At 63.3% G+C, this 21,131-nt stretch carries 20 protein-coding genes and 1 pseudogene; 4 read left to right on the plus strand and 17 right to left on the minus strand.

All coding sequences use genetic code 11. From position 1 onward, the window contains the following. The 4 genes from Q0316_RS07535 to traD form a co-directional block, all read right to left on the minus strand. A complete protein-coding gene (locus Q0316_RS07535; protein WP_298670981.1) occupies positions 1–879 on the minus strand; it encodes an SDR family NAD(P)-dependent oxidoreductase in 879 nt (292 codons plus the stop codon). Next, on the minus strand, positions 876–1,817 hold the full coding sequence (locus Q0316_RS07540; RefSeq protein ID WP_298670982.1) for a fumarylacetoacetate hydrolase family protein: 942 nt from the start codon (positions 1,815–1,817) through the stop codon (positions 876–878). The genes Q0316_RS07535 and Q0316_RS07540 overlap by 4 nt, the downstream gene beginning before the upstream one ends. Positions 1,818–1,827: 10 nt before the next feature. Then, complete coding sequence (locus Q0316_RS07545) at positions 1,828–2,826, minus strand: MBL fold metallo-hydrolase (protein ID WP_298670983.1); 999 nt, start codon at positions 2,824–2,826, stop codon at positions 1,828–1,830. A gap of 381 nt (positions 2,827–3,207) precedes the next feature. Beyond that, positions 3,208–3,513 carry a conjugal transfer protein TraD gene (gene traD / locus Q0316_RS07550; RefSeq protein ID WP_298670985.1) on the minus strand — a complete coding sequence of 102 codons (306 nt, stop codon included), beginning with the start codon at positions 3,511–3,513 and terminating at the stop codon, positions 3,208–3,210. Positions 3,514–3,665: 152 nt separating this feature from the next. Here traD and mobQ point away from each other — a divergent pair. Beyond that, a pseudogene (mobQ, locus tag Q0316_RS07555) lies at positions 3,666–4,166 on the plus strand (MobQ family relaxase); the annotation flags it as partial. 210 nt (positions 4,167–4,376) lie between these two features. Here the strand turns inward: mobQ and Q0316_RS07560 are convergent. The 5 genes from Q0316_RS07560 to Q0316_RS07580 all read right to left on the minus strand — a co-directional run bounded on the left by Q0316_RS07560 (position 4,377) and on the right by Q0316_RS07580 (position 8,122). After that, positions 4,377–4,937: an NADPH-dependent FMN reductase gene (locus tag Q0316_RS07560; RefSeq protein ID WP_298670987.1), complete on the minus strand. Its 561-nt coding sequence runs from the start codon at positions 4,935–4,937 to the stop codon at positions 4,377–4,379. Further along, positions 4,934–5,272, minus strand: coding sequence for a GNAT family N-acetyltransferase (locus Q0316_RS07565; protein WP_298670988.1), 339 nt, complete (start codon positions 5,270–5,272; stop codon positions 4,934–4,936). Before Q0316_RS07565 ends, Q0316_RS07560 begins: the two co-directional genes overlap by 4 nt. Before the next feature lie 26 nt (positions 5,273–5,298). Beyond that, on the minus strand, positions 5,299–6,255 hold the full coding sequence (locus Q0316_RS07570; RefSeq protein ID WP_298670990.1) for a zinc-binding alcohol dehydrogenase family protein: 957 nt from the start codon (positions 6,253–6,255) through the stop codon (positions 5,299–5,301). Beyond that, positions 6,252–7,130, minus strand: a complete 879-nt coding sequence (locus Q0316_RS07575; protein WP_298670992.1) for a pirin family protein — start codon at positions 7,128–7,130, stop codon at positions 6,252–6,254. Before Q0316_RS07575 ends, Q0316_RS07570 begins: the two co-directional genes overlap by 4 nt. Positions 7,131–7,255: 125 nt before the next feature. After that, complete coding sequence (locus tag Q0316_RS07580; protein WP_298670993.1) at positions 7,256–8,122, minus strand: pirin family protein; 867 nt, start codon at positions 8,120–8,122, stop codon at positions 7,256–7,258. A 119-nt stretch (positions 8,123–8,241) separates the two neighbouring features. Between Q0316_RS07580 and Q0316_RS07585 the strand changes: the two genes are divergently transcribed. Then, entirely contained in the window at positions 8,242–9,168 is a 927-nt protein-coding gene (locus Q0316_RS07585) for a LysR substrate-binding domain-containing protein (protein WP_298670995.1), read from the plus strand. Here the strand turns inward: Q0316_RS07585 and Q0316_RS07590 are convergent. From Q0316_RS07590 to Q0316_RS07615, 6 genes are all read right to left on the minus strand, one after another. After that, a complete protein-coding gene (locus Q0316_RS07590; RefSeq protein WP_298670996.1) occupies positions 9,126–9,734 on the minus strand; it encodes a hypothetical protein in 609 nt (202 codons plus the stop codon). The genes Q0316_RS07585 and Q0316_RS07590 overlap by 43 nt on opposite strands. A gap of 11 nt (positions 9,735–9,745) precedes the next feature. Then, positions 9,746–10,015 (minus strand): Arm DNA-binding domain-containing protein, encoded by a 270-nt coding sequence (locus Q0316_RS07595; RefSeq protein ID WP_298670998.1) that lies wholly within the window; start codon positions 10,013–10,015, stop codon positions 9,746–9,748. Between the two features lie 538 nt (positions 10,016–10,553). Further along, complete coding sequence (locus tag Q0316_RS07600) at positions 10,554–11,483, minus strand: LysR substrate-binding domain-containing protein (RefSeq protein ID WP_298671000.1); 930 nt, start codon at positions 11,481–11,483, stop codon at positions 10,554–10,556. Positions 11,484–11,486: 3 nt separating this feature from the next. Then, entirely contained in the window at positions 11,487–13,334 is a 1,848-nt protein-coding gene (locus Q0316_RS07605) for a CocE/NonD family hydrolase (protein WP_298671002.1), read from the minus strand. A gap of 2 nt (positions 13,335–13,336) precedes the next feature. Continuing rightward, positions 13,337–14,737, minus strand: coding sequence for a hypothetical protein (locus tag Q0316_RS07610; RefSeq protein ID WP_298671004.1), 1,401 nt, complete (start codon positions 14,735–14,737; stop codon positions 13,337–13,339). Between the two features lie 28 nt (positions 14,738–14,765). Then, positions 14,766–17,600, minus strand: a complete 2,835-nt coding sequence (locus Q0316_RS07615) for a TonB-dependent receptor (protein WP_298671005.1) — start codon at positions 17,598–17,600, stop codon at positions 14,766–14,768. A gap of 362 nt (positions 17,601–17,962) precedes the next feature. Between Q0316_RS07615 and Q0316_RS07620 the strand changes: the two genes are divergently transcribed. Continuing rightward, positions 17,963–18,823 (plus strand): CapA family protein, encoded by an 861-nt coding sequence (locus tag Q0316_RS07620; protein WP_367179658.1) that lies wholly within the window; start codon positions 17,963–17,965, stop codon positions 18,821–18,823. A 35-nt stretch (positions 18,824–18,858) separates the two neighbouring features. Continuing rightward, the gene (locus Q0316_RS07625; RefSeq protein ID WP_298671006.1) at positions 18,859–19,071 is read left to right on the plus strand and encodes a hypothetical protein; all 213 of its coding nucleotides are present in this window, start codon (positions 18,859–18,861) and stop codon (positions 19,069–19,071) included. On the opposite strand, the gene Q0316_RS07630 is transcribed toward Q0316_RS07625, so the two are convergent. Next, positions 19,068–19,925 (minus strand): discoidin domain-containing protein, encoded by an 858-nt coding sequence (locus Q0316_RS07630; RefSeq protein ID WP_298671007.1) that lies wholly within the window; start codon positions 19,923–19,925, stop codon positions 19,068–19,070. The genes Q0316_RS07625 and Q0316_RS07630 overlap by 4 nt on opposite strands. A gap of 155 nt (positions 19,926–20,080) precedes the next feature. Continuing rightward, positions 20,081–21,094, minus strand: coding sequence for a bile acid:sodium symporter family protein (locus Q0316_RS07635; RefSeq protein ID WP_298671009.1), 1,014 nt, complete (start codon positions 21,092–21,094; stop codon positions 20,081–20,083). Positions 21,095–21,131: the final 37 nt, after the last annotated feature.

The raw sequence follows: 21,131 nt of genomic DNA on the forward strand, positions 1-21,131 counted from the left end.
TCAGTATCTGACCGATTGGACGGCAACAGTCCCCGTAAACACTCCGCCATCACGGCCACGCACCTCGCGCCCGATCTCGGCGAGAAACTGCCCACTATAGGTCGTCCGCCCGTTCACCGCTTCCGGATCGGCAAGGCATAATGCAAGGATCGCCTCCGCCATGGTTTCCGGATCTTCGGGCGCCTGCACTCGCTCTGCCTTCACCACACCGCGTGCCATCAGCTCTCGCGTTCCGCGCGTCAGCACCGAATTGACCGGCGAAACCACATTCGCCGATACACCGCTGCCATGCACCTCTGCCGCGACCGCGCGTGTAAACAAATTGAGCGCGCTCTTAGCCGAGCAATAGGCCGACACACCGGCGTTGCGGTGAAAATCGAGAAACGGCGGCCCCTCCGGATTAGGCGCAGCGCGGTCCGCCACGGTCGAAGAAACATTGACGATCCGGCCGTAACCGCGCGCCATCATTCCCGGCACAGCCCACATCATCAGATCGCGCGGCGCGAAGACATCGACCTCGTATACGCGCCGGAAGTGCTTCTCCGGCGTTTCCCAGCTACGCGCGCCAAGCCCCGCGATGCCGGCATTGTTGACGAGCAGGTCAACCCGACCAAACCGCTCTAGCACCTCGTCCATGAAAGCTGCGCGGGAAGCAGGATCCGCCAGATCGACCACGAACGCATGCGCATCGCCGCCTCGGGCGCGTATCTGCGCGGCCGTCCAGGCCAACGTATCCGGCACCGGCACGCCGATATCGCCGACGGTTCGCGCCGCCACGATCACCGTTGCGCCAGCCGACGCCAGCCGCTCTGCCGTCGCCTCACCGATACCCCGGCTTGCGCCGGTCACCAGCGCGATCCGTCCGGTCAGTTCGTTCACGCGGCAGTATCCTGAAACACAATGCGATTGCGCTGTCGGCCCAGCCCCTCGACCTCCAGTTCCAGAATGTCGCCACGCTGGAGGAAACGGCCGTGCTCCAATGCGCAGCCGCCGCCCACCGTACCGGAGCCGATGAACTCTCCCGGCTGCCGGGTCTCATCCTCGGAGGCATAAGCGATAATTTCGGGGAAGCTGTGCATCATCGCCGCGCTGCTTCCGTCAGTCACGAGATCGCCATTGATCCACGCACGCATCCGCAAACCGCGTCCGACCGGCACTTCATCCTTCGTAACCAGCCACGGGCCGATCACATTGCCGGTATCGAAATCCTTCCCTTTGGCCGGGCCAAGCATCCCGCGCATCTCGCGCATCTGCCGGTCACGGGCGGTGACGTCGTTGAAGATCGCATAACCGAAAATCGCGTCCTCGGCTTCATCAACGGTCCAGTTGCGCCCGCGACGCCCGAGAAAGACACCAAATTCCAACTCATAGTCCAGAAAGCGGCTGTAGCGCGGGCAAACAATATCAGCGTTCGCGCCAACGACGCTGAAGCGATTGCCTTTGTAATATACCGGAAGTTCGCGATAGATCGGCGGCGGCCCATCAGCCTTGTTCACCAGCGGCGGCCCATTCGTGACGACATGGGCGTAGCGGCCCGCGTTCATCAGATGCTCTTCGAAGCATAGGCAATCGAGGATCGACCGCGGCTCCGGAACTGGCGAGAGCAGGCCCACAGCGCGGGCCTCGACCACCGCCTCTGCCCGCCGCAACAGCACATGTGCCCGATCGAGCGCGGCATCGTGGCCGTCGATAAGCGACAACATGTCGGCGAACATCGCCTCGCCGCTGGCGGTGAAGTCGACGATCTCCCGCTCACCAGCGCGCAGCGCCCCGATGTGGTGCCGCCCGTCGGCATAGGCGAAGGTGACGAGCTTCATCGCGCGCCCCTCAATGCCGGTGAGCCGGATCGCTGCACCCAGCGCATCCGTTCCGCGCCTGCCGCTCCTTCGCGTAGCGCGCCATCAAGTTCCAGATTTCACCCGGTTGCACGACGGGGCGCTCTCCGGCGAACTCGCCGTATAGCACATGGACGTTAATCACCGTCCGCTCGGCATCACCGAAATGATCGAATTTGCCGAAGCGGATATCGAACGCGGCTTCCTGGAACGACATCCCCGCATCGTAGCGCGCGCGCGCCTCATCGTGCAGATACTGGAGATATTCGCGGAAGTTGCGCACGTCCTCGCGGCTGGCGATAGGCCCGTGACCGGGAACGATCGTCTCGACATCCCAGCTGAGGATCAGATCGCACGCGCGAATCCAGTTGGTGATCGGACCAGCCCAGATCACGATATGTCCCTGATGAAACATGATGTCGCCGGTGTAGACGAGCTTATCACCGGGGACGTGCACCAGCAGATCGCTGGCCGTGTGTGCCGGCCCCACATCGACCAGTCTGACATCCTTATCGCCGACTTTCAGGTCCAGCGTGCCCTCGAACAGGTCCGTGGCGGGAGGCAGCTTGATCCCAGTGAAATCGAACCGACCGAAAATCTCGGCCATGAAACGCCCGCCGTCGCCGAGCGCGTCAGGATCGGCGAGCACCTGAAGCAACCGATCCGGGCTTTCATACTCCATTCCCTCGGCGACCGACCGCGTAGCGATGATGCGCGCGCCTTCTACAAGCTGGTTTCCGAACGTGTGATCGCCATTGTTGTGCGTATTGATGATCGCACCGATCCGATCCGCGCCCGGAATTGACGCGCGCAGGATCCGCAACATCTCCGCAGTGAGAGGCAGATCGAACAATGTGTCGACAAGCAAATTCTCGCCGCCGCTCGCAATGAACCCGCTATTGCTCCATCCCCATCCGCCATCGGGTTGAAGATAGGCCCAGACACCATTCCCGAGATCGTGCAACCCTTTGCGGTATGCCCACGCGCCCATTGAATACCGCCTCTCGGTTTGCTTCTATCGACAGTCAATCCTGAAAATAGCGGAGCGGGTATGCGGCACGCGACCCTCATATGGTGATCTGCCCAATGAGCAACGAATTTACATGTAGCGGGCCAATCAAGATAGCGCGGAAGTCAATCAGCATAAGAGAGGTGGCCTTGCAAAACTGCACACGGGGCTAAGTGGATTTTCTGCCTGCCGGCGGCCAGGAAGGCCGCGTGACAGGAGTAGAGATGAGCAAACGACCACCCCGCAATCATAGCCCGGCCTGTGAATCGGCTTCGATATCGGGCGCCGATCGACGCGGATAATCCTACGAATTCAACGATGGTTGAGGATCAAAATTGAAATCCGATTCACACCCGCGCCGCATCAAGCCTGTTCCGCGCCTGGCGTAACTGCCGCACCGCCCTCGCCGCCGCCACGAGCGCGGCGCGAGGATTTCCGGCTCGTGTCATGAAAGAATTGCGCGCCCTTTTTCCCCCAGGCGGCGATCGTCGCCATGTCCTTCTCGGCGACCGCTGCCAGCAGCGCGCCGGCGAGCACATCGGGATCGAGCGCGTCGGTCCCCGTCGCCTCGACCAGCTCACCGAACTGCTGGACCTTGCGCTGTTGCAGCAGTTTAGCGCGCTCGCTGAGCGCCTTCAATTCGGCGTCGAAATCCCGGACCTTGCGCACTTCGCATCTCCGTGTCTGCTGTCGATGCCCGCGATCTGGCTCGCCCGTGGCCCGGTTCAATGGGCTCACATCCCTCATCGTAGTCCAGCGTAGAAGGGCGCGCTTATACGTCGTTCCGACAGCGCGGCCTGTGGCGTAAATGGTTTGCCGTCATGGCGATCTACCATTTCTCGGCAAAGATCATCTCGCGCGCCGCGGGCCGGAGCGCGGGCGCTGCGGCTGCCTATCGCTCGGCCTCACGGCTCCATGACGAGCGGCTCGGGCGCGATCATGACTTCACCAACAAAGCGGGTGTCGTCCACTCGGAGATCATGCTCCCCGAGGGCGCGCCTGAGCGGATGCGCGACCGGGAGGCGCTGTGGAACGAGGTCGAGGCGACCGAAAAACGCAAGGACGCGCAGCTCGCCCGCGAGGTGGAGTTCGCCATTCCCCGCGAGATGACGAAGGAGCAGGGCATCGCGCTCGCCCGCGAGTTCGTGGCCCGTGAATTTGTGACACGCGGCATGGTCGCCGATCTCAATGTGCATTGGGACGTCAGCACCGATGGCGAGGCGAAACCCCACGCGCACGTCATGCTCAGCCTGCGCGAGGTCGGCCCTGACGGATTCGGGGCGAAGGCACGCGAGTGGAACGCGACGGCGCTGCTCGGGCAGCCTTCGCGCATGGCATACCAACGAACGGTAATGGCCGTGCATTCGCCCAACGCCGCGGTGAGAAGATCGTAGGGCGACGGACCAAAATTCTTTCCGCCCTTGGCTACGGGTTCATCCCCGAAGATATGATGGCCAGATACCTCGATGGTGACGGCGAGGGGACTGCCCTGAGCATCGGAAACATTTGCCATGGTTTGCTGCACCACCGTTTCAGTTATCCTTTTGCCGAATGAAGCTGGTGTAGCCAGCAAGAAACGTCTCTAGCTGGTTGCGGACGGCGGGGTCGCCAATCGCGCCATTCTCGTCGAACACCCCGGATGCCCGCGAGACAAGCATCCGACCGCCGGTCCACAGGTTCACGCCGAGCGTACGTAAGACCGGCAACCAGTGATTTTGCGCCAACACGGTGCCGAACCCGCCCGGCGATGCGCCGAGGATCGCAAAATGTCGCCCGCCGAACACCCGCGCGATGTCGCCCGGCGGGCGCGAGGCCCAATCGATCGCGTTCTTGAACACGCCGGGTATCCCGTTGTTATATTCAGGCGTCGCCAGAATGACGCCATCGGCTGAGGCGATCGCCTCTTTCAGATCGATCACAGCGTCGGGTGGGCCGTTCGCCGCCTCCTCGTCCGCATTGTAGAGCGGGATGCCGTGCAGCGTGCGAATCTCAAGCGATACACCCGCCGGCATCAACTCGGCTGCGTTGCGTAGCAGGGCGGTGTTGAACGAGCCTGCCCGCAAACTTCCCGAAATGCCAAGCAGGCGGATCACGCCTGTGGCCTGACGGGGATGCTCGGTTTCTCGCCGGGGCCGACGGTCATCACATCCTGCCAGGCCGGGTATTTCTCGTATCGCGCGCGGACATAGGGGCATAGCGGAATGATGCGGAACCCGCTGTCCCGTGCATCGGCGATGAGGAAGTCAACCAGCGCCGCCGCTGCGCCCGTGCCCCGCATGCTCTCGGGCGCGCCGGTATGATCCGCGCTGATGAGGCCAGGGCCGCGATGGGTGAAGGTCAGCTCGGCTTCATCAACGATCCCGGCGACCCGGGCCACGTAGCGGCCGTGGCGGCCGTCATCTTCCTTGGTAATCGTCACGTCGGCCATAGCTGCACCTCCCTCGTTCCTGCTGATCAGACGGTTACGACCACCCGTGTATCCGGGTTTTCCGGCACGGCCCAAGCCTCCGCGATATTCTCCAGCGGCACGGCGTGGGCATCAACCGGCAGGTCTCCCGCGCGAGCAAGATCGAGCACCGCCGCGATCGCGCGACGCATCGTCTCGCCATGCGGGAAGTTGCCGGTGCCGCTACCGATCAGTTCGAGGCGCGATCCACGCAGCGCGTTGGACGGCAAGGCTATGTCAGGCCCAGCCATCGCGCCCACCGTCACGAAACGAATGGCCGCATCCTCCGCGCTACTGTGGAGGTCCGGCCGGGCGATCGCGCCAATCAGAAGTTCCGCGGGGCGGCCCCAGAGATAATCAACGACGACTCCCACACCACGTTCGACTTCCCGCGCGAAGGCGCCTGAAATCTGTGCTTCGGAAGCGTCAAGATTGATCGTCGCATCCGCGCCCAGCGCGTCGAGCACGGGCTGCCTGCGCCCACATGCAACGATCCGGCCCGCGCCCAGATGTCGCGCGATGGCCACCGCCATGCGACCCGAAGTGCCCGTGGCGCCGAGGATAAGGACGGTCTCACCCGCCCCCATCCGGCCCCGCTCTACCAGCGGCAGCCAACCTGCTAGTCCAGGGTTGACTACCGCCGCTGCGGTTGCGTCATCTAGCGCATCGGGCACCGGCACGGTCAGGCTCGCGGGCGCGCGCTCAGCCATCGCGCCAAAGGGGCGGCGCTGCGCCATGAAATAGACGCGCTCGCCGGTGTCGAGGTGGCCGACACCATCCAGCCCGGGCACGATCGGCAGCGATGTCGGGCTGGAATAATGCTTGCCCGATGCGATCAGCCGTTCGAGTTGCTTCACGGCCGCCGCGCGGACGTGGACGAGTGTCTCGCCCGCCCGAACATCGGGTTCCTGAAACTCTCGGCAGATTGGTGACGTCCCGATGGCTTCGAGAACGGCAGCTCTCATTTCCCGCCCTCCGGGAACGGGATGAATTCGGCATGGTCGGCGTCGGGCAATTTCATGCGCCCGGCTTTCCAATCCTCCTTGGCCTGTTCGAGCCGTTCCTTGCTGGAGGAAACGAAGTTCCACAGCAGGAAGCGCTCCCCGATCGGCTCACCACCCAGCACCATCACCGTGGAGGGCTGGTTCGCGACGACATCAGCGCCGTCGCGCCCGTTCAGGACCGCCATCTGCCCTGCGCCCAGCGCCGTTCCGCCGACCTCGATTCGTTCAGCGGCGCAATAGACCGCGCGTTCGGGATAAGCGGTGGTGACGCTGCGGCGTGCACCGGCCTGCATATCCCAGTGCTGATAGAAGAGCGGGGAATGTACCTTCACGTTCGATGAAAGGCCATCGGCCTTGCCCGCGATCAACCGCCCCTTGACGCCATGCTCTTCCCATTCGGGCAGGTCAGCCCCTTCATGGTGGTGGAAGCTGGGATCGCTTTCCTCCGCATCGACGGGCAGCGCCACCCAGGCCTGTATGCCGTGCATGTTGGCACCGTTGGCGCGCGCATATTCAAGCCGCTCGCTGTGCGTGATACCGCTGCCCGCGACCATCCAGTTGACCTCGCCGGGGCGGATTTCCTGCTCGGAACCCAGGCTGTCGCGATGGGTGATCCGGCCCGAATAGAGATAGGTCACGGTCGAAAGGCCGATATGCGGATGGGGGCGCACATCCAGTTCGCGCGGGATGCCTGGCGCCAGTTCGAGCGGCCCCAGATGGTCGAAGAAGATGAATGGCCCGACCATCCGTCGTGCGTGGAAGGGCAAAACCCGTCCGACGACGAAGCCGCCGCCCAGATCGCGTTCGCGCTTGTCGATGATGCGTTCGATCGTCATGGTTTCGGCATTCCCTTGGTTCTGAAATCGACTGTCCTGCGACGATATCGCCCCGCTCGACATGGACGTGAGGCGTAGAGCCCCAACAAGCCCGGCTCCCTGGTGGAAAGGAGCCGGGCCCTCGGTCAAGCAGCCTGTACGAACCTGCCGGTGTTGACGTCGTCTATCGCCTGGCGGATTTCCGCTTCGGTGTTCATCACGAACGGGCCATAGCCGACGACAGGCTCATCGATCGGCTCGCCAGTCAGGACCAATATGGTCGTGTCCCCATCGGCGCGCAGATGCACCTCGCTGCCCTCGCGGCTCAGCATCAGCATTTCCGCCTCGCCGACGTCCTGCTTGCCCTCGACGGTCAGCTTCCCGCCGAGGACCACCAGCATCGCCGTATGCCCTTCAGGCAATGACAGTGTCATGTCCGCGTCGCGGGTAAGCCGCAGGTCCCAGACATTGATCGGCGTGAAGGTCTTGGCTGGACCTTTGACGCCGCCGAAGTCCCCGGCGATCACGCGCGCCACCCCGGAACCGTTGGCGAGTTCGACCACCGGAATGTCAGCATTGGTGATGCCCTGATAGCCGCTGGGCGCCATCTTGTCCTTTGCAGGCAGATTGACCCAGAGCTGCATCATCTTGAACGGGCCACCGGTCTTCGCAAAGGCGGCCGAATGATATTCCTCGTGGAGGAGGCCGCGGGCGGCCGTCATCCACTGGACATCGCCGGGGCCAATGACGCCGCCATTGCCCGCCGAATCCTTGTGCTCGACCTCGCCGTCATAGACGATGGTGACCGTCTCGAACCCGCGATGCGGATGCTGGCCGACGCCGCGCCGATCGGTCGTGGGCGCGAAATAATGCGGCCCCGCATAATCAAGCAGCAGGAAGGGGCTGATGTGCCGATCGAGTGAATTATAGGAAAAGAGCGAGCGGACAGGGAAACCATCGCCTACCCAATGCCCGCGCTCATTGCCGTAGCGGCCGAGGATTGTCTTGTTCATCGTTCATCTCCTGGGGGAACGACTCCAGGCGAGCCGCTCCTGACTTGCGAGGAACGTGCTCCTGCATCGCTGGGTCCGAAAGATTGTGATCTCGGACGCAGCGTTCTATTGATAGAACGGTGAAGGATCTGAACGACCTCTATTACTTCGTCCAGATCGTGGATCATGGGGGTTTTGCTCCCGCCGCCCGCGCGACCGGCCTTCAGAAGTCAAAGCTCAGCAGGCGGATCGGGGGGCTGGAGGACCGGCTCGGTGTTCGTCTGCTCAACCGCTCTTCGCGCCGCTTCTCCGTTACCGAGGTTGGCCAGGAGTTCTATCGTCACTGCGTCGCCATGCTGGTCGAGGCCGACGCGGCCGAGCGGGCCATCGCCGAACTTCAGGCTGAGCCGCGTGGAGTGATCAGAATGGCCTGCCCGGTTGGCCTTCTGCAATTCCAGTTCAGCGGCTTGATCGCCCGCTTCGTGAAGGCGAACCCGGCTGTCGAGGTGCATCTCAAGACCTTCAATCGGCCCGTCGACGTGATTGCGGAAGGGTTCGATCTCGCGATCCGCGTCCGCTTCCCACCCCTCGACGATACCGGCCTGGTCATGCGTAAACTTGACGACAGCCGGCAATGCCTGGTCGCAAGCCCCGAACTTGTCTCAGGCCCCGTCAAATCGCCGGTTGACCTGAACGCCTTTCCCAGCCTCGATCTAGGCCCGGCGCGATCCGATTATCGATGGGAACTTGAAAGTGCCGATGGCCAGAAGGCAAGCGTTCCGTACTCACCGCGCATCGTCACCGACGATATGGCGACGTTGCGCGCAGCCGCGATCGAAGGGCTGGGGATCGTACAACTCCCGACTTTGCTGATCTGGCCGGATATCCAGGCAGGGCGCCTGGTTCACATACTGCCGGATTGGCGACCGCCGGCTGGCATCGTGCACGCAGTATTTCCGTCACGCCGGGGGCTCCTGCCTTCGGTTCGGGCGCTTCTGGATTTCTTCGTCCGGGAATGCGCGCTTCAACGGAGCACTGCCGACACTGTCCTGCGAGCCCACGTGTGAATCGGATCCCAATCTTGACCCGCAACGATCATTGAATTCGATAGACTATTCGTGCCGATCGGCGCCCAATCTCGAAGCCGATTCACAAGCAGGCGAACGATCGCCAACCCGACCGGATGCCCGACCGGATGCCCGACCGGCTCGAACTCCCTAAGCGCCTGGTTCAACTCAAAAATTTCGGCCCGGCTCAAGCGGCGCGTCTTTTTCTGGTCGGGGAATTTGCGTACGCCGGTTGCCGGATTGCTCTCGATCAAACCGTGCCGCATCGCATGCGCGAAGATGCTGTGCAGGGTTGTCACCGAGCGCGAGGCCGCGCCCTTACCGCCAGCGGTCGCGCGCCCGCGACCTTCGCCACGCGGCTTCGCGGTCTTCCCGGCGGCAATATCGGTCTGCATCTTCTCGATGTCCGCCAAAATCAGCGCGGCGACGAATCGGCTGCCGAGCAGGGGCCGGATGTGCGTCTCGACGCGGCTGCGATCCATATAGAGCGTCGATGCTTTGATGGGCTGACGCTTCCGACCCAGCAGCCGGCCGGCTTCGGCCTCAGTCAGATACCAGTCGCACACGGCGCCCACGGTCAGGCCATTTTGGACGCCTGTTTGATGTCGGCGGGATCCTCGCCCTTGGCGATCTGCCCAAGCTTGATCCGGGCATCGTCCCGCGCCTGCTCGAGAGTCACCACGCCGTAGCGCCCTATGACCAAACGCCGCTTTCCGCGTTCGGCATTGCGATATTGAAGGACGAAGGATTTCGTGCCGGCGCCCTCGACCTTACATCCGAAGCCACGCAGCTCTCCGTCCCAGAGGAAGACCGCCCGCCCTTTCACTGGCGCACAGACATCGATCATGCGCTTCGTCAAACGTCTCGGTTCAACTATCCTGGTCTCCAATACGTCCGCCACATCTGCTACCGGTCTCGAAATTCGTGGGCAATCTGGAACATGCAAATCCAATTCGCATCCATCCGAAATCGAATGGACGGCTACAATCGGATATATAAAGGATGGCCACAATTATAGTAAACAAATGATTTTATTATATTATTTTGCACTCGGATACGAACGACCGTCGACGAAAAAGAGGCTGCTCCGCGTTGGTAAGGCTGAGGTCGTGAGTTCAATCCTCACCGGCAGCACCATTCCCCCCAGATATCAGCGACGAACCGCCCCTTCTGGGGACGCGAAGGTGGATGCGAAGTGTGTATCGGACTCCACCCTCCTAACGATCGTTGAATTCGAGGGGTTATTCGTGCCGATCGGTGTCCAGCGCTGAGGCCGATTCACACCTGGCATCCTTCGCAATCCCGGTCGTTCGACCAGAGCCTGGCCATTCCCAATGGCCGCGGTAGGTTTGTTCGTGTAGCGACCAGTTCTTGAACCGGAATAATCAGTCCATGGCCGTGTTTTTCGAAAGCACGGCCCTGGCTTCCTCTAAAAAGGCGGATACCAATCGCGACCCGCGCCGATTGACGGATGTGACGAAGGCATATTGGTGCGTGATCGATGGCAAGAAAGTGCGCATCACCAAACCGTCGCGGACATAGCTTCGAGCAAGCAGCCGATTGACGAGCGCGATCCCCACGCCGCGCGCAGCAAGCGCACAAGCTGAACCGTGGGTGTGCGTCTCCACCGCCACCATCGGGTACAGGTTATAGCCGGCGAACGCCTGATCGACCTGGATGCGCCATTGCCGCCCCGAACCGAGCAGGATCAGCGGCTCGTCGCGCAGCAGATCCGGCGTCAGCGCCTCATGCGCCGCAAGCGGGTGGTGCGCGGGCAACACGCACGCCGAATCGCTTGATACCAGCGGTTCGCAATGCATATCGTCGCCCGCAATGGGCATCTTCATGAAGCCGCAATCGACGACGCGGGTGGCGATCATCGCCCGGCTCGTCTCCAGGCTGCGCGTATCGAGGTTGAAGCGAACGCCGGGGTGTTTTTGCAGGAAATTGGCGACGATCATCGGCAGCACGCCTTCGGAAAAGCTGGGCGGTGCGACGACGCTCAACTCGCCTGCGGCCGAATTGGCAATATCGGCGGCGAGGTTCGACACGCGCTGCAACCCGGCCAGCGCGAACTCGATTTCCTCCGCGAGCAGCCGGCCGTCCTTCGTCGGCACCAATTTGCCACGATCGCGGTAGAAAAGATCGAAGCCGATCGCGCGCTCAAGCTGCGCCAGCGTGCGGCTGACCCCCGGCTGGGTCATGCCGAGATTGGCAGCGGCAGCGGTGGCCGAGCCAGTCCGCATCACTTCCGCCAGCGTTTCGAGCGCACGCACCCCCAGCGTAGCGAGTGGCCGGCGCTCCTCCGGCCTCATCGCTCACCCCTCCGCGTCGGGCATGATCGGCAGGACGATGCGAGACGGATAATTGCGATCGACGTAGATGCTGTTGCGCGCGATCTGCGCCGGCGCGTCAGGCACGCGCCAGTCGCTGTTCGGATTGACGTCGAAATGCGGAAAGTTGCTGCTCGACACCTCGACGCGAATGCGATGACCGGCGCGGAACAGGTTACTGGTCGGAAACGCGCGGATGGTGACGGCATGGACCTTCCCGGGCTCCAACGGCTGCGGATGTTCGAACGAATTGCGGAAACGCGCGCGCAGAATGCCATGTGCGAGGTTGAGCGCATAGCCCTCAGGATAATCCTCGTTCGCCGGATAGACGTCGACCAGCTTGATCGTGAAATCGGTATCCACAGCGGTTGAGCTGACGTGAAGATGCGCGACGATACTGCCCGTCACCTCCGTATCGCGCGCCAGCGGCGCGGTTTCGAAAACCAGTACATCTTCACGCGCAGCGAGCGCGCGGCCGGGATGGCGCGCGCCGAACAGTTCGGGCGTCTCGCGCTGGTCGTATCCGCCGGCGAACATCACCGGCGCGCCGGACGCGATCGCGCCGCCGATCGTCGGCACTGGATCGGCTGGATCGAAATCATAGCAGAGCGGCGGCGCACCGACGTCCGGCGGCACCATGCGCAAGATGCCATCTCGATGCATGAACATCGCCACGTCGCGCGCGCGCGCCGGCGGCCATTCTTGTTCATCGCGCCAGCGGCCGCCATGGTCGAGCCGCCCCTCCGGCGTGCGCCGTCCGCTGCCGCCGCCCATCACGAAGATGCGGACCGGCGCGGGCAGATGCTCGGGCGCATCCGCGCGGCCCAGCATATGCCGGTCGAACCAGTCGCGCCTAAGCGTGAAATAATCCGGCCCGGCATTCCCATCGAGCGTCGCTGCGGCGCCGAAATCCGCGTCGCCCGAATAGGTTACCGATCGCTGGCCATGGGTCCACGGCCCGAGCACGAGCTTGATCGGCCCGCGCTTGGTCGGCGCGAGCCCGGTGAAATTGTCGATCGCGGTCTGCGAATAGGGATCGTACCAGCTCGACATGTGCACCGCCGGCACGTCGGCATAATCATCGTAGCTGTCGAGCGCATAGATGCCGCGCTGCTTCCAGAAATCGGTCAGCCGGTCATTGTCCCACTGCTCGACGATATAGGCTTCATATTCGGGCGCGGCGGTCAGCGGCGAATGGCCGATGCGCCAGCGGCGGCTGATCCATTCCTCGATCGTCTCGCGCTCCAGCGCCGCGCGCCGCGCCGGATCGGCGGCGGTTTCGGGGGACTGCAATGCGTGTTTGCGCGCCCAGGTGAGCTGTTTCAGCTCGAACGCTCCGCCCTGCCGCGCGCCGCCGTGATAGGCGCTCGAAAAGCCCCCGGAATCGAGGAACATCGCCGCCAGCCCCGGCGGATCGAGGCAAGCCAGCGCGTTCTGGACATGCGCGCCATAGGACAGGCCGAGCGTACCGATACGCCCGTCGCACCACGGCTGGGCGAGCAGCCATTCCAATGTATCCGCCCCGTCCTCCGCCTCGCGGAGATATTTGGTGAACACGCCTTCCGAGCGGAAGCGGCCACGGCAATCCTGCAACACGAAGGCATAGCCCGCCTGTGCGAACCAGCGCGCAATCTCCGGCTTGGAGCGCGTCTCGCGGCTGTCGGCGGTGAAATCGCCGTGGTTGGTGCCGCGCTTGTCATAAGGCGTGCGCTCCAGCAGCACCGGGAACGGCCCCTCCCCCTCTGGCAGATAGATGTCCGTCGCCAGATGCACGCCGTCGCGCATCGCCACCATGCGATCGCCCAGTTCGCGGGCGCGCGGAATCGCCGTCATCGTCAATATCCGATCAGCACGGCGATCATCAGCGCCACGACCGAGAGCAGGGCCAGCAGCGCGAACAGCGGCGCCGCGAAACGGAACCAGCGGTTATACGGAATACCCGCCGCCGCGAGATAGGCGAGCAACATGCCCGAGGTCGGCGCGAGCATGTTGACCAGCCCGTTGCCGAGCAGGAACGCAAGCACCGTCGTCTGCCCCGACACGCCCGCCGACGCGGCGATCGGGCCAAGCACCGGAATGCTGAGCGCCGCCTTGGCGGAGGTCGATGGGATGAGCAGCGTGAGGATCATCTCCACGCCCATCACGATCGGCGCGACGATCACCGGCGACATGCCGTGGATACCCGACGACACCGCTTCGATGATCGTATCGAGGATCTGGCCGTCACGCAGGATCACCTCCACCGCGCGGCCCATGCCCACCAACAGCGCGGCGAGCATCATCGCCTTCATCCCATCGACGAATAGCGCGACGCCGGCCCGCGCCGAAAGCCGCGCGGCGACCGACATCACGGCGGCGGCGGTGATGAACAATGCGGTGAACTCGCCATCGTGCCAGCCGAACTTGAGCGACCCCACCACCAGCGCCACCAGCGTCGCGCCCGCGATCAGCAGGATCGACAGATGCCGCGAGGACAGCCGCTCATGCTCGATCGGTGCGGGCGTCGAAACCACGCGCGCCTCTCGCAACACATAGAGCATCGCGATCGTCAGGAAGCTGACCCAGATGGCAAGCCGGAACCCCAGCCCGCTGAACACCGGCACGTTGACGATCGGCTGCGCGATCAGCAACGCCACGGGGCTCGTCACCGAGGCGAGATATCCCACCTTCGCCGCGAGTGTCAGCAGCGCGAAGCCGAACATCGGGCTGCGCCCCATTCGCTCCGCCAGCGCGATCATGACGGGGATGAGCAGCAGATATTCGGAAATCATCCCGAGGAAGGTGCTGCCCGCGGAGAAGGCGAGCATCAGCACCGGCACGAGGATCACCATCCGCCCACGACTGACGCCGATCAGCCGCTGGATGCCCGCGTCAAGCGCGCCGGTGGAGCGCATCACGCCAAACATCCCGCCGAGCGCGAGGATCATGAAGATCAGCGGCGCGGATTTCTTCAGCCCCGCCGGGATCGAGGTGGCGAGCGCAACCGGGCTGACCGGCCGCGCCTCGCCTTCGCGGGGCTTTCCCGGCAGCAGACTGTCGAGCCCCACCGGCTTGGGGAGCCCCTGATAGGTGCCCGCGATCACCGGCGCGTTTTCCTTGTCGGAAACGCGTTGATGCTCGCCCGAGGGAATGATCCAGGTCAGCGCGATCGCGAGGATCATCGCCGCCAGCATCATCAGCACCGGATCGAGCGATCCGTGATGCCTGCCCTGCCCGCCTGCCGCCGGTCCCGTCATCGTATCAGCGCCCCGCTGCCGTTCTCGCTTACAACTTCACCGAGAATCGGGCGTAGAGGAACCGACCGCGCGCGTCATAAGTGTAGATGTCGTAGTTGATCGGCGCGTTGGCATAGGATGCCGGCGGCTGGGTATCGAACAGGTTGTTCACGCCGATGCCGAAGCGCGTGCGCCCCTCCGCCACGTCGAAGCCGATCTCCGCGTCGATATAGGTCACCGCGTTGGTATGCGCGTCCTTCACCGCGTTCACGACATCGGTGCTGCCGCCGATATAGCGCGCGCGCAGCGTGGCGTTCGCGCCCTCGCCGTCCCAGTTGAGCGATGCCGCGCCCTTCCAGTGCGGATAGGTCGCGCGAGGCTGGTCGCCCTTGCCGGCCCGTTCATCGATGATGGTGCCGCCGGTCGCCGGATCGGGCGAGACGGTGCGGAACGAGTGAAGATAGGATGCGTCGATCATCGCGCCGATCCGCCCGATCGAGGTCGGGAAATCATAACGCAGTGTCGCATCCACGCCGTCGGTCTTGATCGAATTGAGGTTCTGCGACCCCTGCAACAGGTTCAGGATCGCTCCCGTGCCCGCATCACGCTGGACGAGATCGCAGAACACGCCCGCACGCTGCGCGCAGAGTTGCAGGATCTGTGTCGCCGATTGTGCCGCGATCGCGTTCTTGATCTTGATGTTGTAATAATCGACCGTCAGCGAAAGCCCGCGAAGCGGGGTCAGCGCGATGCCCGCGCTGATGCTGTCGGAGGTTTCCGGTCGCAGGTTGCGATTGCCGCTAATCACGCCGGGGATCAGGCCGTTGAGGTTGTAATTGGCCTGATTGTAACCCGTCGGCACGCCTGCGCATCCCGGCAGCCCGGCATGGGCCGCCGCGCCGCCATTGCACGGATCGCTGCCCTGGAAGCTCGTCTGCCGCGCGCCCTGATAAAGCTCGAGGATCGACGGTGCGCGGAAGCCCTGCGCATAGGTGCCGCGCAGCAGCACGCCTTCGATCGGACGATAGCCCGCGCCGCCCTTGAACGTCGCCTTGCCGCCGACCGTCGAATAACGTGAATAACGCCCCGCGAGGCTGAGGTCGAGGCTCTTGCCGATCGGCGAATCCTTGAACACCGGCACCGACAATTCGCCATAAACTTCATGCAGATCGTAGCGGCCGCTGGTCGCGGTGCGGGTCTGCGCGGTGGTCTTGGTATAGAGTGCGTTGTTCAGGTAGAGCGACGCCGCATTGGCGATCGGATCGGGATTGTCAACGCCACGATTTTGGCGATATTCATAACCCACCGCGAGTGCGACCTCGCCCGCCGGCAGATTGAACAGGGTGCCGGTGGCGTTGACGGTGCCGTTCAGCAACTCGGTATAGTTCGATTCACGCGTGGTGAAGCGGATATAGTTCGCCTGCGCCGCCGTCATCGGGCCAAACAGATTGACCGGCACGCAGCCCGCCGTCGCCGCGCAGGTCGCCGGATTGCCCAGCGCCAGATACAGATTGTCGTAGTTGATGCCGTTCAGCGCGGTCGAATCGATATGGTTCTTCGAATAGCTGCCGAACGCGTCCCAATGCCAGTTGTTGCCGAACAGGCTGAACGACCCGTCGAGCCCGGCAGCGATCCGCCAGGTCTGGACGTTCTGGATATTGTCGCGGTTGCCGATATCGCTCATCACCTTGCGGACGCGAAACGCCGAATTGGCCGCGAAGCCCAGCGCGTTGGCCGCCGGCACGCCATTGGCGGTGCCGAACGGATTGAACGCCTGATTGTTCGGAATATAGAAGCCGCGCACCGTACCCGCGGTCCCACCGATATCGAGCAACACCGGCGAGAAAAGCTGATCCGACTTGCGCTCGTTATACATCCCCTCGAACTTGAAGTTGATATTGTCGGCGAGTTCATAGTCGAACCGACCGTAGATGCCGTAACGCTGCGACGGACCGGCCGAATAGATGCCCTGCGCCTGGGTGTTGTAATAATCACCCGGCAGCGACGCGGTGTGGAACGCATTGTCAGCGCTCGCACCGGGGCCAAAAAGCGTGCCCGGCGAATTGAGCGCTATCGGCGCGCTCGATCCGGCGAACCCGGCGGGCGTTCCGAAATAGCCATTCGAGGCGAGACCCGGCAGGATATAGAGGCCGGAAGGGCTGGTGCCCGGCGTCGTTACCGGCACGAGCGAGGTGGTGGTGAGCGGGCGCGCGTCGGTGCGGATCGGCTGCGATTGGTAATAGCTGCCCGAGAGGATGATCGAGGCACGGCCAAAACGCTTGCCGAGGTTCAACGTCGCGGAATATTCTGAGCCGTCGCCCTTGTCGGTTACGCCCATGCGGGTCGAACCGCGAATGCCGTCGAACGGCCGGATCGTCTTGATGTTGACGACCCCCGCGATCGCATCCGCGCCGTAGATCGCCGAAGCGCCATCCTTCAGCACCTCCATGCCGTCGATCATCCCCATCGGGATCGTGTTGAGATCGACGAAATCACGAAAGCCGCGCTGGCCGACCGCATCGACCCAGCGGTGCCCGTCGACGAGCACCAGCACGCGGTTGCCGCTGCCCTCGCTCCCACCGAGGTAACGCAGGTTGATCGACGAGGCGCCATAAGAGGTGCCCTGTGTGCCGTTCGAATTCAGGCTGACGCCCGCCGACGGCAGCTTCTGCAACAGATCGCCCGCGCTGACGCTGCCCGACTTGGCGATATCGTCCGCCGTGATGGTGAGCAGGGGACCGACTGCCGCCGCGTCGCGCCGCTGGATGCGCGAGCCGGTGACGACGATGTCTTCAGCCGCTGCCACGCCTTCGCTCGATGGCAGTTCCTGTGCCTGAGCTGGTGCGATCATCGCGATCGTCAGCAGGCTCGCGCCCAGCAGCATCGCACCCGCGCGCCTCGAAGTTCCCCGTTCGATCATGGCCAAAGCCCCCATATTTTTTACCGATTCGCGGCATTCCTATCGGATCGGATGCGCCGCGATAGCTGATGGCGTAACTTCATCACCCCATATCAAAATCGGTATATGGTTGCCGTTATCGCACGCGAGCCAATTATGGCCGCGGAACCAGAGAGAAAATCATAGCGATGTGGCGCAATATTAATCGGCGTAGAGTTATTGGGGCGATAGGCGCGACGGCGTTATTTCCGCCCGTGGCGTTAGCACGCGGTCGCCGCCCGATGCGCGTGATGCTCCTCGGCCAATCGCTAATCCAGCGCGAAATATGTCGCCAAGGCTGGCCCAGCATGACCGCGATCGCCGCGCTGCTGCGGCGGGCGGATGTGGTATTTACCGATCTCGAAACGCCAATCGACGGCCCCAGCGCAGGCAAACCGACACGATCGGACGCCACGCTCCACCGCGCGCCAGCGACGGTCATCGATTGCCTGAAATCGCTTGGCGTCACGATGGTAACGACCGCCAACAACCATGCTTGGGATCTCGGCACCGGCGGGATCGGATCAACGATCGAGGCGCTGGACCAACGCGGCATCGTCCATGCCGGATCGGGCCGGAATCTCGCAGTGGCTGCCGCTTCAGCCACCCAGCGCACGCCCGCTGGCGATTTCGCGCTGGCCGCCGCCGCGGCAGGCGCAATCCGGCCAGGCGCAGCAGCCACAACCGAGCACGCCGGGATCAATGAGTTGCGCCGGCGCGCTGACGGCACGCTCGAACCGGCAGACGTCGATCGCGTGCTGGCCGCGATCGGCGCTGCACGGGCGACGGGCGCGACGGTGCTGATGTGCCTCCACAATCACCATTGGGAGCCGGTACAAAGCGATACGCCGGCGTGGCAGAAGGATTTTGCACGCGCCTGCATCGATGCGGGCGCATCGGCATTCGTCGGACACGGCACGCCCGTGATGCAGGCACACGAATTCTATCGTGGCGCACCGTTGTTTCACGGCCTCGGCAATTTCATCTTCCAGACCCGGAAGGAGGATGGCGCTTATGGTGCGGATACGTGGCGCTCGATGATCGTCGACGCGCGCTTCGCGGAAGGGCGCCTTATCGACTTCCGGCTCCACCAGATCCAATTGGAGGCAGCAAGGCGCGATGGATTTTCCTGGGGGGTGCCGACCATCACCGCTGCAAGCACCACGTGAGAGTTCCCTCGGACGATCTCCGGCCAAGCGAACCGATGCAAAAAGACGGTCGCAAGCAACCTGGCTTTGAGCGCATTTTCCCGCCGCTGTGCGAATCGGTTTCCGAATTTTGTCCTTCGACCGGATATTGCCGGCCCCTAAAGTCTCTGCTCGAACGCGTCCAGGGCGGTCAGGCCGGCTGCGGTCCGACCGCACCGGCGCCGGTCGAGGTCTATAACATTGCCAATCCTAAAACGGTCAACAGCTAGCTTTCGGGATACAGCGCCTTCCTGCAAGCGGGGTCAGCTTTCTCCAGGCCGCCGATTTTCGAGGCGTTCCACGGGCTGCCCATCTTGTCGCTGTAGCGATACCAGAACCCGTATAGCCGATCGTGCGCGGGAACGAGCGTCGCCGCCCCGATGCTCTTTTCCTGTGACGAGAACCACGCAAGCCGCATGATCCGGCCATAGATCGTGCCACGCAACGTCCCCATGCCGTTATTGTAGCAGCCGAAGATTTCGTTCCCTTTCTGGCGGATCGCGATCGGGCCATATTCGTGCGAGTAAACCCCGGACGCATCCGCGGTATCCGTCACGCCGCGCTGCTCCAGCGTGCCGAGCGCTTCGAACTCTGCGAGCCTCGCCGCGCCCTTCCCTTCCCAATTGCTGTCGATTTGCAGCTTGATCCAACGCGTCGAAATTTCCTTGGGCAGCGTAAATTCATTGCGGGTGTCGGGCTTGGCCTCGCCCTGGAAGATGGTCGTATACGGGCCGTCGGCGCCCGCGGTGGAACCGAGGATCGCGAATTTGCGGACCGGCGAACCTTCGGCGCTTTGCGAGGAAGAACCGTCCTCACGCAATACCGGCGTAAAGCGCGTGTCGACGACGAAACCCTTGATTTTGCCGATTCCCGCCAATTCGAACTGGAGGTCATGTGGGAAGGTGATGTTCTTGTCCGAGGTCCACCCATAAGCCGTGCTGCCGTCGAGCAGGTTGATCGTCCAGTTTGACCAATGACGCTTTTCCTCGCCGGAATCCGGCGTTGCGATCCCGCCCCAGCTAATGTGCAGGATATTGTTTTCATCCGCGGGGGCCGGGGTTTGCGCCGCCTTCTCCTTTTCCACCTTCCCGCATGAGGCCAGGAAAATCAGGGCGATCGCACTGGCGGACAATAAGCGATTCATCTCGGCATATCCCCTTCAGGTAATTGGCAATCGAACTGTCGATTGGCGACGATCGGGTGCCGCCGCTGTCTTCACGGTGTTCCCGGCGTTCGCGATCAGTTGAATTTGGTGCGCATTGGCTCCGCGCTCTTTCCCGCGTGCTCCGCCGCCCCTGCGGCACGAGCGGCATAACGGCGGGCGAGGACCGAGCAGACGATGAGTTGCAACTGGTGATACAGGATGATCGGCAGCATTATCATGCCCAGCGCCGGGCTGCCCGCGAACAGGATTTTGGCGATCGGCGCGCCGTTGGCGAGACTCTTCTTCGACCCGCAGAACACCGTCGTCACCTCGTCGGGCAGCGAGAATCCCCAGGCACGCGCCACTGCGGCGGTGATCGACAACACCAACGCGAGCAGCGCGGCGGCGATCAACGCGATCTCGCCGATCACCCACGGGGAATAGTTCCACCACAGGCCCGAGGCGGTGGATTCGCAGAAGGCCGAATAGACGATCAGCACGATCACTCCGCGATCGAGCAGGTTGATGACGCGCTTGTTGGCCATGAGCCACCGCGCGATCAGCGGGCGCATCACCTGCCCAACCGCGAACGGCAGCAGCAACGTCATCGCGATATCGGCGATCGCCGGCAACACCGGGAACGGCTTGCCGCCGACCGCCACGACCGTCGCGATCAACATCGGCGTGATGACCATGCCGATGATGCCGGAGAAAGACGCGTCGAACACCGCCGCCGGCACATTGCCGCGCGCCATGCTGGTCATCGCGACCGAAGACGAGATTGTTGAGGGGAGCGCGCACAAGAAGAACAAGCCGAGGCGCACCTCATAGCTCAGCACCGATTGCAGCCCGAAGAAGATCGCGAAGCCGATCAGCGGGAACAGCACGAAAGTGCTCCCCTGCACCGCCGCGTGAATGCGCCAGTTGGTGGCGCCCGCCTTCAGCGCATCCGGCGACAGGTTCGCCCCGTGGAGGAGAAAGACGAGCCCGATCCCCAGCGTCGTCACCAGCCCCATGTGCAGCGGCCCGGCGGGGGTGCCCAATCCGGGCGCGATGAGCGAAAGCACGATCGCCCCCAGCATCGCCAACAGGAAACCGTCGATCTTCATGCTGCATCCCATTCATTCGCATCGAACCCGCGCGCGA

The organism is uncultured Sphingomonas sp. (assembly GCF_937871615.1).
Lineage (GTDB): Bacteria > Pseudomonadota > Alphaproteobacteria > Sphingomonadales > Sphingomonadaceae > Sphingomonas.

Coding starts and splice junctions, on each gene's coding strand:
- Q0316_RS07540 (WP_298670982.1), bottom strand. CDS start 1,817: ATGAAGCTCGTCACCTTCGCCTATGCCGACGGGCGGCACCACATCGGG.
- Q0316_RS07545 (WP_298670983.1), bottom strand. CDS start 2,826: ATGGGCGCGTGGGCATACCGCAAAGGGTTGCACGATCTCGGGAATGGT.
- Q0316_RS07565 (WP_298670988.1), bottom strand. CDS start 5,272: ATGGCCGACGTGACGATTACCAAGGAAGATGACGGCCGCCACGGCCGC.
- Q0316_RS07570 (WP_298670990.1), bottom strand. CDS start 6,255: ATGAGAGCTGCCGTTCTCGAAGCCATCGGGACGTCACCAATCTGCCGA.
- Q0316_RS07575 (WP_298670992.1), bottom strand. CDS start 7,130: ATGACGATCGAACGCATCATCGACAAGCGCGAACGCGATCTGGGCGGC.
- Q0316_RS07580 (WP_298670993.1), bottom strand. CDS start 8,122: ATGAACAAGACAATCCTCGGCCGCTACGGCAATGAGCGCGGGCATTGG.
- Q0316_RS07595 (WP_298670998.1), bottom strand. CDS start 10,015: ATGATCGATGTCTGTGCGCCAGTGAAAGGGCGGGCGGTCTTCCTCTGG.
- Q0316_RS07600 (WP_298671000.1), bottom strand. CDS start 11,483: ATGAGGCCGGAGGAGCGCCGGCCACTCGCTACGCTGGGGGTGCGTGCG.
- Q0316_RS07605 (WP_298671002.1), bottom strand. CDS start 13,334: ATGACGGCGATTCCGCGCGCCCGCGAACTGGGCGATCGCATGGTGGCG.
- Q0316_RS07610 (WP_298671004.1), bottom strand. CDS start 14,737: ATGACGGGACCGGCGGCAGGCGGGCAGGGCAGGCATCACGGATCGCTC.
- Q0316_RS07615 (WP_298671005.1), bottom strand. CDS start 17,600: ATGCTGCTGGGCGCGAGCCTGCTGACGATCGCGATGATCGCACCAGCT.
- Q0316_RS07620 (WP_367179658.1), top strand. CDS start 17,963: ATGACCGCGATCGCCGCGCTGCTGCGGCGGGCGGATGTGGTATTTACC.
- Q0316_RS07625 (WP_298671006.1), top strand. CDS start 18,859: ATGCAAAAAGACGGTCGCAAGCAACCTGGCTTTGAGCGCATTTTCCCG.
- Q0316_RS07635 (WP_298671009.1), bottom strand. CDS start 21,094: ATGAAGATCGACGGTTTCCTGTTGGCGATGCTGGGGGCGATCGTGCTT.